The sequence below is a fragment of the Heliorestis convoluta genome (assembly GCF_009649955.1).
Lineage (GTDB): Bacteria > Bacillota > Desulfitobacteriia > Heliobacteriales > Heliobacteriaceae > Heliorestis > Heliorestis convoluta.
The window spans coordinates 1,572,220-1,589,115 of record NZ_CP045875.1 but is presented as its reverse complement, the minus strand read 5'-3'; the positions used below and the strand labels follow the sequence as shown (position 1 = coordinate 1,589,115).

At 43.4% G+C, this 16,896-nt stretch carries 17 protein-coding genes; all 17 read right to left on the bottom strand.

Going from position 1 to position 16,896, the window contains the following annotated elements; translation table 11 throughout:
* Window positions 1–47: 47 nt before the first annotated feature.
* A complete protein-coding gene (gene cobA, locus FTV88_RS07590) occupies window positions 48–1,586 on the bottom strand; it encodes a uroporphyrinogen-III C-methyltransferase (protein ID WP_153726561.1) in 1,539 nt (512 codons plus the stop codon).
* Complete coding sequence (gene hemC / locus FTV88_RS07585; protein WP_153725077.1) at window positions 1,586–2,545, bottom strand: hydroxymethylbilane synthase; 960 nt, start codon at window positions 2,543–2,545, stop codon at window positions 1,586–1,588. The genes cobA and hemC overlap by 1 nt, the downstream gene beginning before the upstream one ends.
* A complete protein-coding gene (gene hemA / locus FTV88_RS07580; protein ID WP_153725076.1) occupies window positions 2,545–3,864 on the bottom strand; it encodes a glutamyl-tRNA reductase in 1,320 nt (439 codons plus the stop codon). The genes hemC and hemA overlap by 1 nt, the downstream gene beginning before the upstream one ends.
* On the bottom strand, window positions 3,840–4,475 hold the full coding sequence (locus FTV88_RS07575; RefSeq protein ID WP_153725075.1) for a precorrin-2 dehydrogenase/sirohydrochlorin ferrochelatase family protein: 636 nt from the start codon (window positions 4,473–4,475) through the stop codon (window positions 3,840–3,842). The genes hemA and FTV88_RS07575 overlap by 25 nt, the downstream gene beginning before the upstream one ends.
* 33 nt (window positions 4,476–4,508) lie before the next feature.
* Window positions 4,509–5,345 (bottom strand): c-type cytochrome biogenesis protein CcsB, encoded by an 837-nt coding sequence (gene ccsB / locus FTV88_RS07570; protein WP_153725074.1) that lies wholly within the window; start codon window positions 5,343–5,345, stop codon window positions 4,509–4,511.
* 5 nt (window positions 5,346–5,350) lie between these two features.
* The gene (gene resB / locus FTV88_RS07565) at window positions 5,351–6,760 is read right to left on the bottom strand and encodes a cytochrome c biogenesis protein ResB (protein WP_162007945.1); all 1,410 of its coding nucleotides are present in this window, start codon (window positions 6,758–6,760) and stop codon (window positions 5,351–5,353) included.
* 120 nt (window positions 6,761–6,880) lie between these two features.
* The gene (locus FTV88_RS07560; RefSeq protein WP_153725072.1) at window positions 6,881–7,837 is read right to left on the bottom strand and encodes a polyprenyl synthetase family protein; all 957 of its coding nucleotides are present in this window, start codon (window positions 7,835–7,837) and stop codon (window positions 6,881–6,883) included.
* Between the two features lie 80 nt (window positions 7,838–7,917).
* Window positions 7,918–8,130 carry a twin-arginine translocase TatA/TatE family subunit gene (gene tatA, locus FTV88_RS07555; protein WP_153726560.1) on the bottom strand — a complete coding sequence of 71 codons (213 nt, stop codon included), beginning with the start codon at window positions 8,128–8,130 and terminating at the stop codon, window positions 7,918–7,920.
* Window positions 8,131–8,292: 162 nt separating this feature from the next.
* The gene (gene tatC, locus FTV88_RS07550) at window positions 8,293–9,093 is read right to left on the bottom strand and encodes a twin-arginine translocase subunit TatC (protein WP_243137412.1); all 801 of its coding nucleotides are present in this window, start codon (window positions 9,091–9,093) and stop codon (window positions 8,293–8,295) included.
* Window positions 9,094–9,109: 16 nt separating this feature from the next.
* Window positions 9,110–10,180, bottom strand: a complete 1,071-nt coding sequence (mqnC, locus tag FTV88_RS07545; protein ID WP_153725070.1) for a cyclic dehypoxanthinyl futalosine synthase — start codon at window positions 10,178–10,180, stop codon at window positions 9,110–9,112.
* Entirely contained in the window at window positions 10,177–11,001 is an 825-nt protein-coding gene (locus FTV88_RS07540) for a menaquinone biosynthetic enzyme MqnA/MqnD family protein (protein ID WP_153725069.1), read from the bottom strand. The genes mqnC and FTV88_RS07540 overlap by 4 nt, the downstream gene beginning before the upstream one ends.
* Window positions 11,002–11,004: 3 nt before the next feature.
* Complete coding sequence (gene mqnE / locus FTV88_RS07535) at window positions 11,005–12,111, bottom strand: aminofutalosine synthase MqnE (protein WP_153725068.1); 1,107 nt, start codon at window positions 12,109–12,111, stop codon at window positions 11,005–11,007.
* Between the two features lie 84 nt (window positions 12,112–12,195).
* Window positions 12,196–13,098, bottom strand: coding sequence for a 4-hydroxybenzoate octaprenyltransferase (locus FTV88_RS07530; protein ID WP_279236980.1), 903 nt, complete (start codon window positions 13,096–13,098; stop codon window positions 12,196–12,198).
* 155 nt (window positions 13,099–13,253) lie between these two features.
* On the bottom strand, window positions 13,254–13,985 hold the full coding sequence (locus FTV88_RS07525; RefSeq protein ID WP_153725067.1) for a demethylmenaquinone methyltransferase: 732 nt from the start codon (window positions 13,983–13,985) through the stop codon (window positions 13,254–13,256).
* 25 nt (window positions 13,986–14,010) lie between these two features.
* Window positions 14,011–14,832, bottom strand: a complete 822-nt coding sequence (locus tag FTV88_RS07520) for a polyprenyl synthetase family protein (RefSeq protein WP_153725066.1) — start codon at window positions 14,830–14,832, stop codon at window positions 14,011–14,013.
* Window positions 14,833–15,038: 206 nt separating this feature from the next.
* On the bottom strand, window positions 15,039–15,503 hold the full coding sequence (locus FTV88_RS07515; RefSeq protein ID WP_153725065.1) for a type II toxin-antitoxin system RatA family toxin: 465 nt from the start codon (window positions 15,501–15,503) through the stop codon (window positions 15,039–15,041).
* Window positions 15,504–15,522: 19 nt separating this feature from the next.
* A complete protein-coding gene (locus FTV88_RS07510; RefSeq protein ID WP_243137410.1) occupies window positions 15,523–16,779 on the bottom strand; it encodes an aspartate aminotransferase family protein in 1,257 nt (418 codons plus the stop codon).
* Window positions 16,780–16,896: the final 117 nt, after the last annotated feature.

Sequence of the window (16,896 nt, the reverse complement as noted above, 5' to 3'; positions counted from 1 at the left end):
TTTTCCCAGCGGGCTCCTCTATATTGCAATGTTTTTTAGGAAGTCTCTTATAAACCCCAGTGCTTTAACAGTGCATCTGTCAGTCCTGGAATGGTATATTCTGTTGCTTCAATATCTACAGTAAGACCGAGCTCCACCATCGTTCCGGAAGTGACAGGTCCAATCGAAGCAAGAGTAACACCTTCTAATAGTTGCTTCAACTCTTCCTGATCATCAACACCAAGCATTTCAACAAAGTTGCGGGCTGTCGAAGAGCTGGTGAAGGTAACAGCATGAATCATTTTTTCTGCCAGCATCTGACGAAGCAGCTTGGCATCCCCGCCACCGCGTACCGTTCTATAAGTAATTACATCATCGACTTCTGCACCAAAAGAGGCCAGTGCTTCTGGTAAAATTTTGCGAGCAATATCAGCTCTTGGCAATAGAACTTTGCGACCTTTCCAGTCTAAATCTTTCAAGCCATCAATAATAGCTTCTGCTCTATACTCTTCTGGTACATAGTCAACTTTGAGACCGAATTTGGCCAGTTCTTTCTTCGTCTGTGGTCCAATGGCACAAAGACGAACACCCGAGAGATCACGAATGTCGTGACCCGCTTCAAAGTAGCGAGTAAAGAACCGTTGTACGCCATTGGGAGACGTAAAGACAATCCACTCATATTCGTGGATTTTTGCAATGGCTTGTTGCAGTGGTGCCAAATCTTCTGGATCTTGTATGTCGATTGTTGGGAACTCCCAAGGTTCTGCTCCGAGTCCTTCTAATTTAGCCGCAAAAGCAGAAGCTTGCTGACGGGAACGAGTTACTACAACGCGCTTGCCAAAAAGAGGCTTTTTCTCAAACCAGTTTAAGGTATCGCGAAGCTTCACCACTTCTCCCACAATAATAATGGCAGGATTTTTGAAGTTTACTTCTGTGGCTTTTTCAACTATGTTGTTCAGAGTGCCTGTTAACGTTTTCTGTTCGGGACGAGTACCCCAACGGATTAAAGCGACAGGTGTTTCTGCATCTCTGCCGTTTTCAATTAACTTTTTCACGATCATTGGCAAATTGCCCATGCCCATAAGGAAGACGAGCGTACCGATGCCAGTGCTGATCTTGGCCCAGTCAATGGCTGAATCTTCTTTGTTCGGATCTTCGTTGCCTGTAATGACTGCAAAGTTAGAAGTAAAGTCACGGTGTGTAACAGGAATGCCTGCATAAGCAGGTACAGAAATAGCTGAAGTAATGCCCGGTACAACCTCAAAAGGTACACCAGCTTCTTTTAAAACTTCCGCTTCTTCCCCACCCCGTCCAAAAACGTAAGGGTCTCCACCTTTTAGTCTTGTTACAATTTTCCCTTCAAGACCTTTTTGCTTTAATACTTCATTAATTTCTTCTTGTTTGTACACATGAAGATCGGGACCTTTGCCAACAAAAATCAGCTCTGCATCAGGTCTTGCATAGGTTAGCAAGCGATGACCTGCAAGGCGATCATAGACGAGAACCTCTGCTTTTTGAATGCATTGCAAGCCTTTTACGGTGATGAGTCCGGGATCTCCCGGCCCGGCGCCGACTAGATATACTTTACCTACATTTTTTGGATTCATCACTGCTTCGACTCCTGTCTCACTTCATTTAGTATCTCTCTGGCACCCAATTGGAGCAGACGCTCAGCCAGACGTAAACCAATTTGTTCAGGCTCATCAGCATTCCCTTCTTCTTGTCCCTGGCAAATCTTTTGCCCATCTAGGGAAGCAACGAGACCATTTAAAACGAGACGTCTATTATCACCTTGGCCTTGTAGAGAGCCAAGGGCTCCAATCGGAACTTGACAGCCACCTTCAAGAGTACGCATAAGAGCTCTTTCAGCTCGAATGGTGAGAGATGATTCTTCGTGATTAAGAGGTTTAACAACTTGAGCGATCTCTTCGTCTCCCTCACGCATTTCAATGGTGATAGATCCTTGTCCTACGGCAGGAAGGATCACATCGGTTGGTATATACTGCGTAATTTTATCGGCCCAGCCAAGGCGAATTACGCCGGCCGCCGCTAGAATAAGGCCATCTAATTTTTGTTCTTCTAATTTGCGCATGCGCGTCTGAAGATTACCCCTAATGTCAACAAGCTCAAGATCGGATCTCCATTTCCAGAGCTGTGATTTGCGTCGCAAGCTTGATGTAGCCACTTTAGCACCTTGGGGCAATTCTTCAATTTTAGTTCCTGTTGGTGAAATAAAGATGTCACGGCAATCTTCCCGCTCACAGATAGCACCAATCACAAGACCTTCTGGTAATGTTGTTGGCATATCTTTCAGGGAGTGAACAGCCATATCAATCTCACCTTCGAGCATGGCCATTTCTAGTTCCTTGGTAAATAGTCCTTTGTCACCAATCTTGGCCAGGGCTACATCAAGGATTTTGTCTCCTTTGGTCTTAATGGCTTTTACTTCAAAGGCTTGCTCAGGAAAGAGTTCTTTCAATCTTCCTAAGACCCAGTTTGTTTGCCATAAAGCAAGGGCACTGTCTCTAGTTCCAATAATAACAGGACGATTTATGATTGCTGACATTACTTCTGGCTCCTTGTCTCAGAGTATTCAACATTCTTTTTCTGCCTTTGCCCAGCTACCTCTAAGTTAAAGAGATTTTGTAAGATCTCTGAATATAGATGTCCTTCAGGACTAGCAGCATGCTGTCGTATCTGTGTGATCGGATCGTGAAGAATTTGATTGACCAGGGAGGAGGCCAAAGCCCCAATCGCATTTTGCTCTTTTTCAGAAAGGTTTTTCAGCTTTGCAAAAGCCCGGTCAAGCTCTTTGTTCTTGATATCGTCTCCTTTTGATTTTAAGGCAATAATCGTTGGAACAACAAAAAGAGAGTTCAACCACTTAAGAAATTTATTAATTTCCTGTTCAATGATAATTTCAGCTTGAGAAGCTGCCTTTCGCCGTTCTGCAAGATTCTGGTCAATGACATTTTGCAGATCGTCCACATCAAACAAATGAACGCCTTGCACTGTACCTACAGAAGGCTCTACATCTCTTGGTACGGCAATATCAATCAAGAATAGGGGGCGTTCTGCTCTGCAAGCCATAATATTTTCAACCATGTTTTTTCTGACTACATAGTGCGTTGCTGCTGTACAAGAAATGATAATATCGGCTTCAACAATATAATTTTCTAGCTCAGAAAAAGAAATGGCTCGTCCACCAAATTGGCTTGCTAAAGCTTCTGCTCTATCAAAAGAGCGATTGGCTACAATGACCGTCGATACGCCGTTACTACAAAGATGTTTTAAGGTTAATTCGCTCATCTTCCCAGCGCCAAGAATTAGAGCCGTTTTCCCTCCTAGGGAATCAAAGACTTGTCGGGCTAGTTCCACAGCCGTGTAAGAAATAGATACGGGGTTCTGATCGATCCCTGTCTCCGTTCTAACTCTCTTGCCTACGGCAATAGCTTGTTGAAACCATGTGTTCAAAACACTGTTAGAAGCTCCATGTTCACAGGCTAGTTGGTAGGCCCGCCGGACCTGCCCCAGGATCTGGGTTTCACCCAGAACCATGGAGTCCAGTCCAGCGGCGACACGGAACAAATGCCGAATAGCATCATAGATACTATGGGTGTAGAAGTGGTTCGCAAAATCGTCGACGACAAGAGGCCCTGAATTCGTAACAAATCGTCGAACCGATGCCAGGCCTTTCTCCAGATCGGTGGTTGCACAATAAATTTCTGTACGATTACAGGTCGATAAGATGATGCAACCTTCAATCGCTTTTTCGCTCCTAAGGCGAGTTAAGGATTCACCAATTGTGCTTTCTGGAAAAGTAAGCTGCTCACGCACTTCAACGGGCGCTGATTTGTGATTTAATCCAACGACGAAGATAAACACTGGGCGACCCGCTCCTTTAAGCGTTTTTCTTCACCACATTTGATGAGCTCTAGAAGATCTGCATCTGCCAAACTATCAAAAATTGCTTTTCGACGGACAGGACAAGGAACCTCTCTGAGAACCTGTTCACGCAAACGAGCCATCAAAGTTAAAAACTCCCCGTACTCCTCTCCGAACTGAACTTCTAAACTCTGGCGTATCCTTCGAGCCACAGCCGGGCTAGCACCACCCGTTGATATAGCAATCTGTAAATCGCCTCTTCGAATGGTGGCCGGTACATAAAAGTTGCTTCCTTCAGGATTATCCACAGTGTTGATCAGGATATTGCGCTGATTACAATCGCGAGTTACTAAATCGTTCACTTCTTGTAAGTCGGTAGCAGCAACAACTAAAAAATATCCCGCTGCATCACCTTCTTGGTAGCCTCGCCCTTGATAGCGCACCGTACCTTGGTCAACCCATTTCTGAATATTTTCCGTAATCATAGGACTAATTACAGCAACTTTTGCACCCGCGTCGACAAGGCTGTTAACTTTACGTTCAGCAACCTTCCCGCCTCCAACAACCAAGCAGGGACGACTTTCTAGCTTCAATATAATAGGATACAACACGCTATCCCCTTTCTCCTGCAACTAGAAAGAATCTTATGCGTAAGAGTGTAAACCAGAGAGGAAGTAATTCACTCCGAAGAAAGTAAAGAGTACGGCAATAAAGCCAATGATAGCTAAGATGGCAGCTTTTTTTCCGCGCCATCCATAGGTGAAGCGAGCATGAAGATAGACAGCATAGACAAGCCAAGTGATCAGTGACCAAGTCTCTTTTGGATCCCAGCTCCAGTAGCGACCCCAGGCATATTCAGCCCAGATTGCACCAGTAATAATACAAAGAGATAAAAGAGGGAAACCTACTGCTATCAGACGATAACCCAATTGATCCAGTGTCTCTAAAGAAGGTAACTTTGCGGCCAAACCGCTTTTTATTCCCAAGTTGATTGCTCTTTCTTTAATCAGATACATGATGCCAGCACCAAAAGAAAAAGCAAAAGCACCATAGCCAAATTGTGCTGTAATTACATGATAGGTAAGCCAGTTTGATTGTAAAGCTGGCATCAAAGGTCTAGCTACTTTATATTCTACGGGCATCAAAATAGCCACATACGCAAGAAGCAACCAAGCGATAGGAATTACGAAAGCACCTGTAATCGGTACTTTATATTTCCATTCCGTCACCAAGTACACGAAAGCGATACCCCATGAGAAAGCCAACAAAAATTCGTAGCCGTTACTTAAGGGGACGTAACCGCCAATGTAGCCTCTTAAGAGCATGGCGGCCGTATTAACGACAACACCAAAAACGACAATGTAAAATGCAACTTTCGCTGTTACTGCATTTTTCGTACCTACATAGGAAATGTATAACAGCGATGCTATCCCGTAGGCTGCGAAGGTGAGATAGAATAACAAATTCTCTTCAAAACCCATTGTTTCTATGATGTCCCACTCCCCTCTGCTTTTCTCGCATATGGTGTAGCAATATCTTCAAATTCTTTAACAAAAGCGATCTTATTCTTTTGTGCATGACCACCCATGGTGAAATGGCCTTTTCCGTCTTTTTCTTCAATGATGGCCCAGATGCGTCGGTGAGGCACATAAAAAGATAGAGATAAGCCCAAAATCATGAGGCCACAGCCGAGCCATACGATACCAACACCAGGATCTTTTCGGACCGATAGCCCTGTGTAGGGCTTGTAGTCTAGAAAAGTAACAGCGCCTTCACCGCCCACTAAGATTTCTGGCTCCCCGATCGTAGCAGCACCGATGCCAATTTGTTGATTGCCTCGATAAAGCACATATATGATTCTCGGATTGTTCGGATCTGGCGATTTGGAGACCCAACCTAGATTGGGATCAAAATCAGGAATATATTGAGCAACCCATACGCCAAGATTTGTTCCTGGTACAGGAACGAAATCTCGTTCTGTAACGGTTACTTCAACGCCTTCAGGCGATCCGGGAGAAGCAACTCTAAGAGGAATGTAAGATCCGTAAAAAGATTGATAAAACTTATAGCCTTTGTAGTTGAGGGGGTGATTAACACGAATTTCTTCTGTTAATACTTCCTGACCCTCATCAATAACCGTTAGCGTACTAACCCAAGCATCGACAGAGCCATCGTCTCTGTAAATTGTCTTAAAATCATCGACACGAACTTTAAAATCCTCATCAGGTGTCAATTCATATACTTCATGAAGCGAGAAAGTGCGTCCCACTTCGGCTGCAATACGTCCTTCTGTTCCAAAGTAGATCCCTAAAACAGCCCCAAATAAAATAACAAGCAATGAAACATGGGTTATAAAAGAGCCCCAGATTCCATATCGACCTTTGTCACCGTGAAGAAATACTTTGCCATCTAGCTTTTCTTCTACAACTCGATAACCGCGACCTTGCCAGTCTTCTTTGACTTGTTGACACAAGCCCTCTTGGTTTTTTGTACTTTGATGCGTGAGATGATGATCTAACCTTGTAAGATAACCTTCACTTACTTTTGCCTTTGGCTTTGCAAAAAGGTTCCATAAGGGTGTCATGCGATTAAATGAACATATAAACAAGTTCATCGCCAAAAGAAATAGTAAAGTGACAAACCACCAAGAAGCATACATATCCGTCAATCCAAGCGCTGAGTACAAGGGGTAGAGAGAACCATAGTCTTGAGGCATGCGTTTCTGTGGAATGATAGTGCCAGCAATAGAAGTAATGGCAATCACGAGCAACAAGAATAGGCCTAGCTTCATCGAGCTAAAGATATTCCACAAACGATCGACAAAACCAGTCTGTGGCTCCTGTTCCTGCTTGGCTCCTTCCGGTAGCATGTCTAAGTCTTCCTTGTTCTTCGACAAAACTTCCCCTCCTTCTACTTGAACCCTAAACATTCTAGCATATTAACACTATCATTAATAGGCTTAATATCACTATCATAAAATGTAGATTTTGTCATTTGATGAATGAATTATTTACCCTTAGTAGTTTCTTTGTGCTATAAAGTCAGCAATTTTGTGGAAAGATTCTTTCACCGATGAATCAGGCAAATGATCCAGTTCTTTTTTGGCCTTTTGTAAGTACAAAAGAGCTACCTTTTTGCTTTCTTCTATAGCGCCAGTTTTAACGATTCTTTCAATTGCCTCTTTTACTTCTTCTTCTGTTTTTTCTTTTTGATGAACCAGATCTTTTAATAAAGGATCTCGCACAGTGGCCGTTAAAATAGGCAATGTCATAATGCCTTGACGAAGATCAGACCCTACTGGTTTTCCCAGTTCTTCTTCATTGGCCACAAGATCTAAGATGTCATCGGTTATCTGAAAAGCCATACCTAAATGGTGACCGTACCATTTCATCGTTCTCGCAGCCCTAGGTTCCGCTTGAACAGCCATCGCACCGAGTTGGCAGGATAGGGAGAGTAACAACGCTGTTTTACGATTAATGCGATACAGATAATCGCGGAAAGATTGATTCACATTAAAAGTGCTTTCCATTTGCTGAATCTCGCCTTCACACATCTGCACACTTGCTTTGGCTAATAATTGTGTAATTCTACTATCACCGAGCTCAGCAATCAGAATTAAAGCACGAGCAAATAGGTGATCGCCTGTATGAATGGAGATTTTGTTGCCCCAGCGAGCACGCACCGTTGCAATACCTCGTCGAGTTTTTGACTCATCAATAACATCATCATGGACAAGCGTAGCCATATGAACCATTTCTAAGGCAACAGCAAGAGGCAGAAGACGGTTAAGTTGATAATTGTACAACTTTCCAGCTAAAAGCACAAAAGCCGGTCTTAACCTTTTTCCTCCACCTAAAAGTAGATGACTCGAGGCGGCCGTGATGGTTGGGTGCGTTGTCTCCATTTGTTTATTCAGTTCTGCTTCCACACTTCTTAGATCTTCTTCAATTTCTTGAAATAGATGAAAAGCCATAGGCTCACCTGCTACTATCTTGATATTCTCTTCCGAAACGATAATAGAGGCACGTCCTATGGACGTGCCTCATGGGAAGGTCATTTGTCCTTTGAAGGAGTCTCCCCTTTACTTTGAGACTCCTCAGACTTTTGAGGAGGTTCATCCAGTTCTTTCTGTTGCGACGTTGCTCTCTTAAATTCATTGATACCCCTGCCCAGAGATTTTCCTATCTCCGGCAATTTGCCAGGTCCAAATACAAGTAGTGCAACGACCAGAATAAGGAGGAGTTCGGGAAAACCTATGTTAGGAATAAAGCCGAACAAAACCAACACCTCCTAAGGCTGACGCCATAATCATTTAAAGTATATTCTTTCTTGGCATTGAACATCTCAAGCAATCTCTTGTTAAAACTACGTAAAGTCCTTGTGGAGTATTATCGCATAATGTCTGATTTCTGTAAAGAAAAGGGCCTTTTATTCCTTACGTTCTGTTATAGCTTCTTCCTTCGAGCCTTCTTCCTTTTCTTCTGTATCTTCTTCCTCTGATTCTTTTTTCTTTTTCGGTTCTATTACGCGAGCAATCACAATGCTGATTTCATAAAGAATATACATAGGACCGGCCATAAGTATTTGCGAAATCACATCGGGCGTAGGTGTGAAGATAGCTGCCATAACAAACATAAGAATCAGAGCATGACGGCGATAATGCTTTAGAAAGTGATGATTTACTACACCAATCCGAACAAGAAACATCACAACAAGAGGCAGTTGAAATACAATCCCAAAAGGTAAAATGAAGGTAATTGCAAAGCTTAAATATTCACCGATGGAAAGCATAGGCGTAAAATCACCAAAGGTGACAAGAAAACGAATGGCCAAAGGATAGACTGTAAAATAGGAAAACAAAACACCTGTTACAAGCAAAAGAATCGAAAAGGGCAACAAAATATAGACCCATTTCCGCTCATTGGGATAGAGGGCAGGGACAATAAAGCTCCAAATCTTCCAAAAAACAGCAGGCGATGCAATAATTAAGCCTGCAAAAAAAGCAACTTTTAAGGATGCAAAAAAGCCTTCAGCAGGTCTTAAGATAACTGGCTTTAATCCCAAATCGGTTAAAGGTTTTACCAACATCGCTGTTAACTCTTCATGCCAAATCCAAGCAATCGCCGTACCTATCGCCATAAAAACAAGAGACCAGATCAAGACATTGCGAAGCTCTTCTAAATGATCCGTAAGGGACATGGTATTTTCTTTTTTTTCTTCTTCAGCCACGAAAAACTTCGCCTCCTCAGAACGCACGAAGCGCTCGGTACAACGTGTCCCTCTGCACAGGTTTTTTCCCTGTTTCACGAATACAATGTAAAATCTCATCAAGAGGAACACGATAACGAATCCCTGTTGCCCTTACAACATTTTCTTCTAACATGGTTCCGCCAAAATCATTGGCACCAAAAGCAAGGGCAACTTGTGCCATCTTAGAGCCCTGCGTTACCCAAGACGCTTGTATATTTGGAATATTATCCAAAAAAACTCTAGACAACGCCAAAGTTTTTAGGTATTCGACACCAGTAGCTGTCTTTCCTCCCAACTCTGTATAAGTCGGTTGAAAGCTCCATGGAATAAAAGCTGTAAAGCCCCCTGTTTCATCTTGCCCTTGACGAAGGCGCTCTAAATGATAAAGCCTCTCTTGAAGGGTTTCTACAGAGCCAAACATCATCGTTGCTGTTGTTTTTAAGCCTTGACGATGGGCGCTTTGCATAACCTCCATCCAACGCTGCCAGCCTATCTTTCGAGGACTGATAATCGCGCGAACTCGATCATCTAAGATTTCTGCACCGCCGCCAGGTATGGAATCAAGACCAGCTTCTTTCAATCGACAAAGAGTCTTATCAATCGACAATCCACTTTTTTCAGCCATGGAAAAAATCTCTGGTGGGGAAAAAGAATGAATATGAATGATATATCTTTTCTTGATAGCTTTTAGAAGGTCTTCATAATATTCCAGAGATAGATCAGGATGAATACCACCTTGCATTAAGATTTGGGTGCCTCCTACAGCAAGGGTCTCTTCAATTTTTTGAAAAATCTCTTCATGACGTAAAAGGTAGGCACCTTCTTGATCTGGGTTTTTATAAAAAGCACAAAAACGACAACCTACGGTACATACATTCGTGTAGTTAATGTTCCGATCAATGACAAAAGTAACTGTATCATCACCATGCATTGCTTTGCGCACTTCTTGCGCCAATAGACCGAGTAGAAGAAGATCGCCTTCTGTCCACAGTATTTCTGCCTCTTCGACAGATAAACGTTGACGCTGCCTTACTTTTTCAACAATATGAAGTAGCTTTTTCGTCATCCATCAACGCCCCAAACTTTAAGCTTCACAGGTGCCGGCAAAGCTTTGACCTGTGCCGCATAATCAAAAAAAACTTCCACAGCTTTTCGATATGAATCGTCTAAATCGTATCGTATCGTATCAAAGTATCTTTCTAAAAGGGGAGTCGGCAAGGAGCAGATTTTTCTAGCTTCTCTGATCACTTCACTTCGATGGTTCATGCCCCAGCGACGACTCTGTTGAAATGCTTCTACGACAGAACCTATCTGATGGCTCTTCGATTGTACATAATCACGATGAATCACCCAAAGTGCATAGACCATAGGAAGTCCTGTCATTTCTTTCCACAAAAAACCTAGGTCTACATAAGGTCTTTTGCAGTTCTCACGAGCCAATAAAGCATCATCCCCAATCAGTAAAGCGGCAGGATACTGTGCTAGCATCTCCGATAGGTTGGGCTGTAGTGGCTGATAAGAACAAGAAATATGAAAATACCGCTCCATAAGGATCTTCAAAAGAACAACCGATGTTGCTGAAGAAGTCGTAACAGCTATTGTCTTACCTTGTAATTCTTCAACAGGGCAATTTAAAAAGAGCAGAATCGATTCAACTTCACCATCAGCACTAATCGAGATGTCAGGCAAGACCCAACCGGCTTCCGGTTGCCTTGCATAAGCAATCGATGAGATAGGAGTAATATCAAGTTCGCCGGCTAGAAATTTTTGATTGAGTAAGGCGGGAACGCCTGCTACTAGCTCAGCTTCTAAAGGTACAGAGCGGGAGGAAAAAGCGTGGTAGATGGGTAGAACATTGAGATAGTCCACTTTTCCCAAGCGTAACATGGGCTAAAACTCCTTGCGAATAACCTTATACAATGTATCTCGCTCCAAAGGTACCCGGCCAGCAGCACGAATCATTTGTACCAGTTCTTGCCTGGTCAAAGCTTGTCCTGTATCTGCACCGGCTGCATGGGTAATTTTTTCTTCTACCACGGTACCGTCAATATCATCGACACCAAAAGCCAGGGACACTTGCGCTAGCTTCGGGCCAATCATAATCCAAAAAGCTTTGATATGATCAAAGTTATCAAGCATCAAGCGAGCGATGGCCAGTGCCTTTAAATCGTCATAGCCTGTTGTTCGAGCGAGACCGTACTCTTCGAGGCCTGTGTTTTTAGGGTGAAAAGCCAGAGGAATGAAAGCTTGAAAGCCCCCAGTTCTATCTTGCTGTTCTCGTAATTGAATTAAGTGATCGACTCGTTCTTCTATGGTCTCTATATGACCGTAGAGCATCGTTGCATTTGTCTTCATACCTAGTTGATGGGCTAGGCCATGAATTTCTAGCCAGCGCTCTCCTGATATCTTTTTCTCACAGATTTTTTTGCGTACGCCTTCGCTAAATATTTCAGCACCGCCTCCTGGCAAAGAGCCGAGGCCTGCTTCTTGCAATGTTTTGAGAACTTGAAGAGGATCCATGCCTGTTTGTTCACTGAAGTAGTCAATTTCCACCGCTGTGAAAGCCTGAATATGGCTATCTGGTAAAGCTTTGCGCACCCGTTGTAACATCTCTACTTGGAAATCAAATGAAATATCAGGGTGAAGCCCTCCCACAATATGGACTTCTGAGGGGTTGCTCTCTCTCGATTCCCTCGCTTTTTCTTCAATTTGATCAAGTGTCATGACATAGGATTTGGGGTCTTCTTTGTCCACGCCAAATGCACAGAGAGGACAACGATTGATACATACATTGGTCGGATTAATATGACGGTTATTAATAAAGTAAACGTTGTCGCCGTTTTTTCGACGTCTTATGATATCGGCTAAGTAGCCGATGGTAAGGAGATCATTGGATTGATAGAGCCGAATCCCTTCTTCTCTTGTTAAGCGCTGTCCAGCCTGAACTTTGGGTATCAAATCGGCCAAGGGACTCTTCTCTGTTAGTAGGTCCTGCACTTTTTTCCTCCCTCTGCGTTTTGTCTAGTGGTTGGCAATAACTTTGGACTCATAATCAATGCGTCTTAGAGGATTCTTTCTCATTTATAGCACAATATCTAGCAATGTGAAGAAGAACATGGTGACACTAATATAGCCATTCATAGCAAAAAAAGCGGCATCGAGCTTGCTTAAATCCTGGGGCGATACCAAGCTGTGTTCGTAGATCAGAAGGATAATCGCGATAAGGACGCCTATATAGTACCAATAACCGAGTCCAAGCAAAAGGCCTGTCATGATTAAGAGTAGAGCGGCGGCTATGTGGAAAAGACGGGCGATCCAGAGGGATCTGGCAATGCCAAAGCGGGCAGGAATAGAGTGAAGACCATAGGAACGGTCGAATTCTGTATCCTGGCAGGCATAGAGGATATCGAAGCCGGCTACCCAGGTGAGAACGGCAAGCCCTAAAATAATGATAGAACCCTCTATAGAGCCGTTTACACCGATCCAAGCGCCAACGGGAGCGGCAGCGAGAGCAGCACCGAGGACAATGTGGCAAGCCCAGGTAAAGCGTTTGGTGTAGGAGTAGATAGTCAGAATAAAGACAGCCAACGGCGATAGTAGTAAGGCCAAAGGGTTTAACATAGCTGCGGCTAGGATCAACAAGCCAAAACTGATTAGGGTATAGATCCAAGCTTCGCCCACTTTGATCGCACCCTTGGCCATGGCGCGATCTGCTGTTCTCGGATTGTCGCGGTCGATGTGGCGATCAATCATACGGTTGAGAGTCATAGCGGCTGTTCGAGCACCGACCATAGCGACAGTGATCCAGAAGAGAACATCCCAAGCAGGTATTTGTTGTTGTGCCAAGAGGGCACCCATATAAGCAAAAGGCAAGGCGAAGATGGTGTGTTCAAACTTGATCATTTCCATGAAAATTTTTATACGCTTCAGCGTATTACTTGATCCGTTATTATTTCCTGTTCTTTCGGTAGTGCTTTGTGACAAGCGACGACCTCCTTTCTGGCCTATCGTCTTTATATTCTTTATCTTTTCCCAGTGGGGGCGTGAGAACGCGAAAAAAGAAAACACGAAAATCCGGAGAGACTTACCTATTGCTACCAATAAGAAAGACTCTCCGGTATGAAAAAGTACCTTTTCCTTTATACTTTGAATCCCACATGAATTGCTACAGCACCGCCCAAAAGATTATAATACTTTACTTTTTCAAGACCGAGTGCTTTATATTCTTTGGCCAATTCTTCCTGGGGCAAAAAGCTTTGTGCAGAGCGAGCCAGCCAAGCGTAAGGGCCTCGGGGACCACCAGAAAGTTTATCAAGCATAGGCACCATTTTCTTTACATAAAGCTTGTGCATGTCTTTAATCAAGAAAGCCTCTGGCTTGCCTGTCTCTAAAGAGACAACAGTACCACCCGGTTGTATCACTCTCATCATTTCTCCGAGAACATGACGAAAGTCAGGGACATTACGCAAACCAAAACCAATCGTAGCCGTATGAAAGGTATTATCAGGAAAAGGCAAAGTCATAGCATTGCCTTGCACAAAAATAATGTTTTTGTGTATCTGATCTTTTTTCTGTTTCTCACGGGCTACTGCAAGCATATCTTCATTAAAATCAAGGCCGATAACTTCACCAGTCGTGCCAACTTGACTTGCCAGACAGTGGCTCAGCTCCCCTGTACCACAGCATACATCGAGCGCTTTCCCGCCTAGCGGAACAGCCGAAAAAAGAGCTGTCTTCTTACGCCAGCGACTATCAAGATTAAAAGTCATCCATTGATTCATGCTGTCATAGTGGTTCGCAATGGCAGAAAAAGTAGATTGTATATATCGTTCTTTCTCTTCAGCAGAACGAAAGCCATCTGAATACTGCAAGAACTTTACCTCCTTCTACCCTGTTCTAAACGACCACTTTTTTCGTTTTACCAGTCAGGGTGCCGTTCTTGCTTTCCACTGACATAGGAATAATCTCATTCCAAGAAAATCCAGTTAACTGTGTTAACAAAAGTTGACCTGCGTCATTCATGACACCCGATGGTAAATCACCCAAGGCTTCCAAACCTTGCTTCAACCAAATATTACACTGAAGCATCGACGAAGCGATGGTACCTTGTCCTGCCAACAGACCGGCCACACGACCAAATTGCTCTAAAGCCTTCAGGTCTTGAGGTGCTACACCATGAATCTCACCAGCCAGTCGGCAAGCCAACGCTGACAGTGTTGCAAATTCAAGCTCCTTGGCCTTTTCCAATCGCTCTTCCGCTGTGAAAGCATTCTCCATGATTTCTTTCCGAATGACAGCACCTTCATGGATACGGCAGATTGCTTCTGATACTCTATCGAGATAGGAAAAAAGTTGTCCTTCACAGAGATAGTCAACAGCCTGCGCGTAAAGAAGATCTCCCATCAAAACAGATGAAGGGATCATTTGTTGCTCTAGGGACTGTCGATTCCAGCTTTCTTCCGGTACGGTACGATGAATATCCGTTGCCGCTTGAATAAATTGAACAGAAAGAGCCAGATAACGGGTCGAGCGGTCTGTTTCGCCATACATACGAGTTGTCAAAAAGACCAAAATAGCTGGCAACATTTTCTGCACATCATAGAGGCCCTTCTTGGATCCATTGGTTCCATAGTTTACTGGAAGAGGTATCTTATCTTTAAGCTCTAATCTTACTTCTGCCAGCTCGGGAAGAAGGGACTCCCAGATATTCCAAGACATGTGTAACTCTCCTTTCCGTCCGGTCAGCAGCGTCTATACTACTTCGAGCAAAGCTCTTAAAATCCTGCAAAAAAACAAAGCCTCACAATACCGCTACGGCACCGTTACGGTTTGCAAAGGCTCATCATCGAAAACCAGTCCCGCTTCCGAATCTAGAGATGATTATAACATCATATACCCTAATTAAGTCAATAAGATTTATTTCCCTATCCTAGAGTTCTCTCTTTTTGCTCGATTTGTTTCTTAATTGCCTCTACCATAGATTCGGAATTGGCTTTTACTTTTTGCTTTAGAACAGGATGGAGCAAAGCCGACAACATGGGGATCCCTAGATCAAAGTCAATGACCAAAGTAATTTGAGAACCCTTCAAGCCGCCTTCTTCTTTTTCTTCAACTTTCCAGTAACCTTCAAACTTTTTCAAATCACCGGAAAGTTGATGATATCGAATCAAGCCTTCGTGAGGGAAAAATTCGTCTCGCTCTTGCCACCGAATAACTCTGCCATCCACTTCTGTTACCCATTCAGTGATTGTATATCCTTCTCCACGTTCTAGGATTTGAATCGATCGAACATCTTTCATAAACGCCGGGTATTGCTCCATTTGACTGGCAAGTTGATAGACTTTTTCGGGTTCACCTTGTACCCATCGTGTTATTTCAATATAGGGCATTAAGACACCTTCCTTACCCTTACTGAGTCGATTCCATAAAATCTTCTCGCTGATCAGTCATTTCTTTTGTAATCGTAGCAATTCGATCTAGAGCTCTTTCTAGGTCCTCCATGGCTATATTCAAAGGTGGCTCTAATCGAATGACGCGACTGTTATTTAAAGTATAGCCAACAATGATTTTCTCTTCAACCATCCGATTGATCATATAGCCACCCATCCCTTCATGGGCTAGCTCAATGCCAATGAGTAACCCTTGTCCACGAACTTCTACGATTACATCGGCATGGTTGGCAGCGACTTGTTGCAAATACGTGAGAGCCTTGTTTCCTTTCTCTCGACTTTGCTGAACCAATTCCTCTTCTATAATTACTTTAATGGTTGCCAGGGCTGCCGCACAAGCGAGAGGATTGCCACCAAAAGTGCTCGTATGAATAAATGGGTTCTCTAAAAAAGGTTCCCAAACAGTAGGTCGCCCTACAATGGCCCCTATCGGCATGACTCCACCGCCTAAAGCTTTGGCCAAACAAAGAATATCAGGCACGACTTCTTCTTTTTCACAAACAAAAAAATAACCACTTCTGCCTAGGCCCGTTTGGACTTCATCAAGAATCAATAGAATTCCCTCGTTGCGACAGATATCTTCTACTTGTCGAAGATATCCTTTCGGCGGAACTTGTACACCACCTTCACCTTGAATGGGCTCTAGAACCAAAGCAGCCCAATCGGAATGATTGGCTATTACTTTTTTAAGTGCATCGATATCACCAAAAGCAATATGTTCTACCTGAGGCAGCAAGGGTTCACAAGGTTTTCGAAAAAGTTCACGACCTGAAACAGTTAAAGCTCCCATTGTTTTTCCATGAAAACTATTAAAGGTGCTAATAATCCCTTTCTTCCCTGTTGAAAGTCGAGCCAGCTTAATGGCACCTTCTACAGCTTCTGCACCAGAGTTGCAAAAAAAAGAATATTGTAAGTCACCAGGCGTTACTTCTGCTAACAAAGCCGCTAATTCCGCAGTAGGTCTATCGACCAAGTAGCGTGTTGTCTGAGGAAGTTTTTCTAACTGCTGCCGAACTGCTTCAAGAACACGAGGGTGGCGATGACCCAAATTGAAAACACCAAAGTTGCCCAAAAAATCAAGATAGCAATTCCCCTGATCGTCATATACATAAGAACCTTCTGCTCTAACTGCTTCCGTTCCCAATCCCATAAAACGAAAGATACGAGCCATTGAAGGGTTAATATTTTTTTCATACTGTAGCAATAGTGAAGACAAGGTAATATTCCTCCTTTTTCTTCCTCTATATGTACAATTTATCCATTTATTATGATTTCATGCAAAAAAGAGGACTCCGAAAGCCCTCTTTTTGTTATGGTATATCTTATTTACATT

Bases quoted from the DNA above. Each gene is read 5' to 3' on its own strand.
- cobA (WP_153726561.1), bottom strand. From the start codon at position 1,586: ATGAATCCAAAAAATGTAGGTAAAGTATATCTAGTCGGCGCCGGGCCG.
- hemC (WP_153725077.1), bottom strand. From the start codon at position 2,545: ATGTCAGCAATCATAAATCGTCCTGTTATTATTGGAACTAGAGACAGT.
- ccsB (WP_153725074.1), bottom strand. From the start codon at position 5,345: ATGGGTTTTGAAGAGAATTTGTTATTCTATCTCACCTTCGCAGCCTAC.
- FTV88_RS07560 (WP_153725072.1), bottom strand. From the start codon at position 7,837: ATGGCTTTTCATCTATTTCAAGAAATTGAAGAAGATCTAAGAAGTGTG.
- mqnC (WP_153725070.1), bottom strand. From the start codon at position 10,180: ATGACGAAAAAGCTACTTCATATTGTTGAAAAAGTAAGGCAGCGTCAA.
- FTV88_RS07540 (WP_153725069.1), bottom strand. From the start codon at position 11,001: ATGTTACGCTTGGGAAAAGTGGACTATCTCAATGTTCTACCCATCTAC.
- FTV88_RS07520 (WP_153725066.1), bottom strand. From the start codon at position 14,832: ATGTCTTGGAATATCTGGGAGTCCCTTCTTCCCGAGCTGGCAGAAGTA.
- FTV88_RS07515 (WP_153725065.1), bottom strand. From the start codon at position 15,503: ATGCCCTATATTGAAATAACACGATGGGTACAAGGTGAACCCGAAAAA.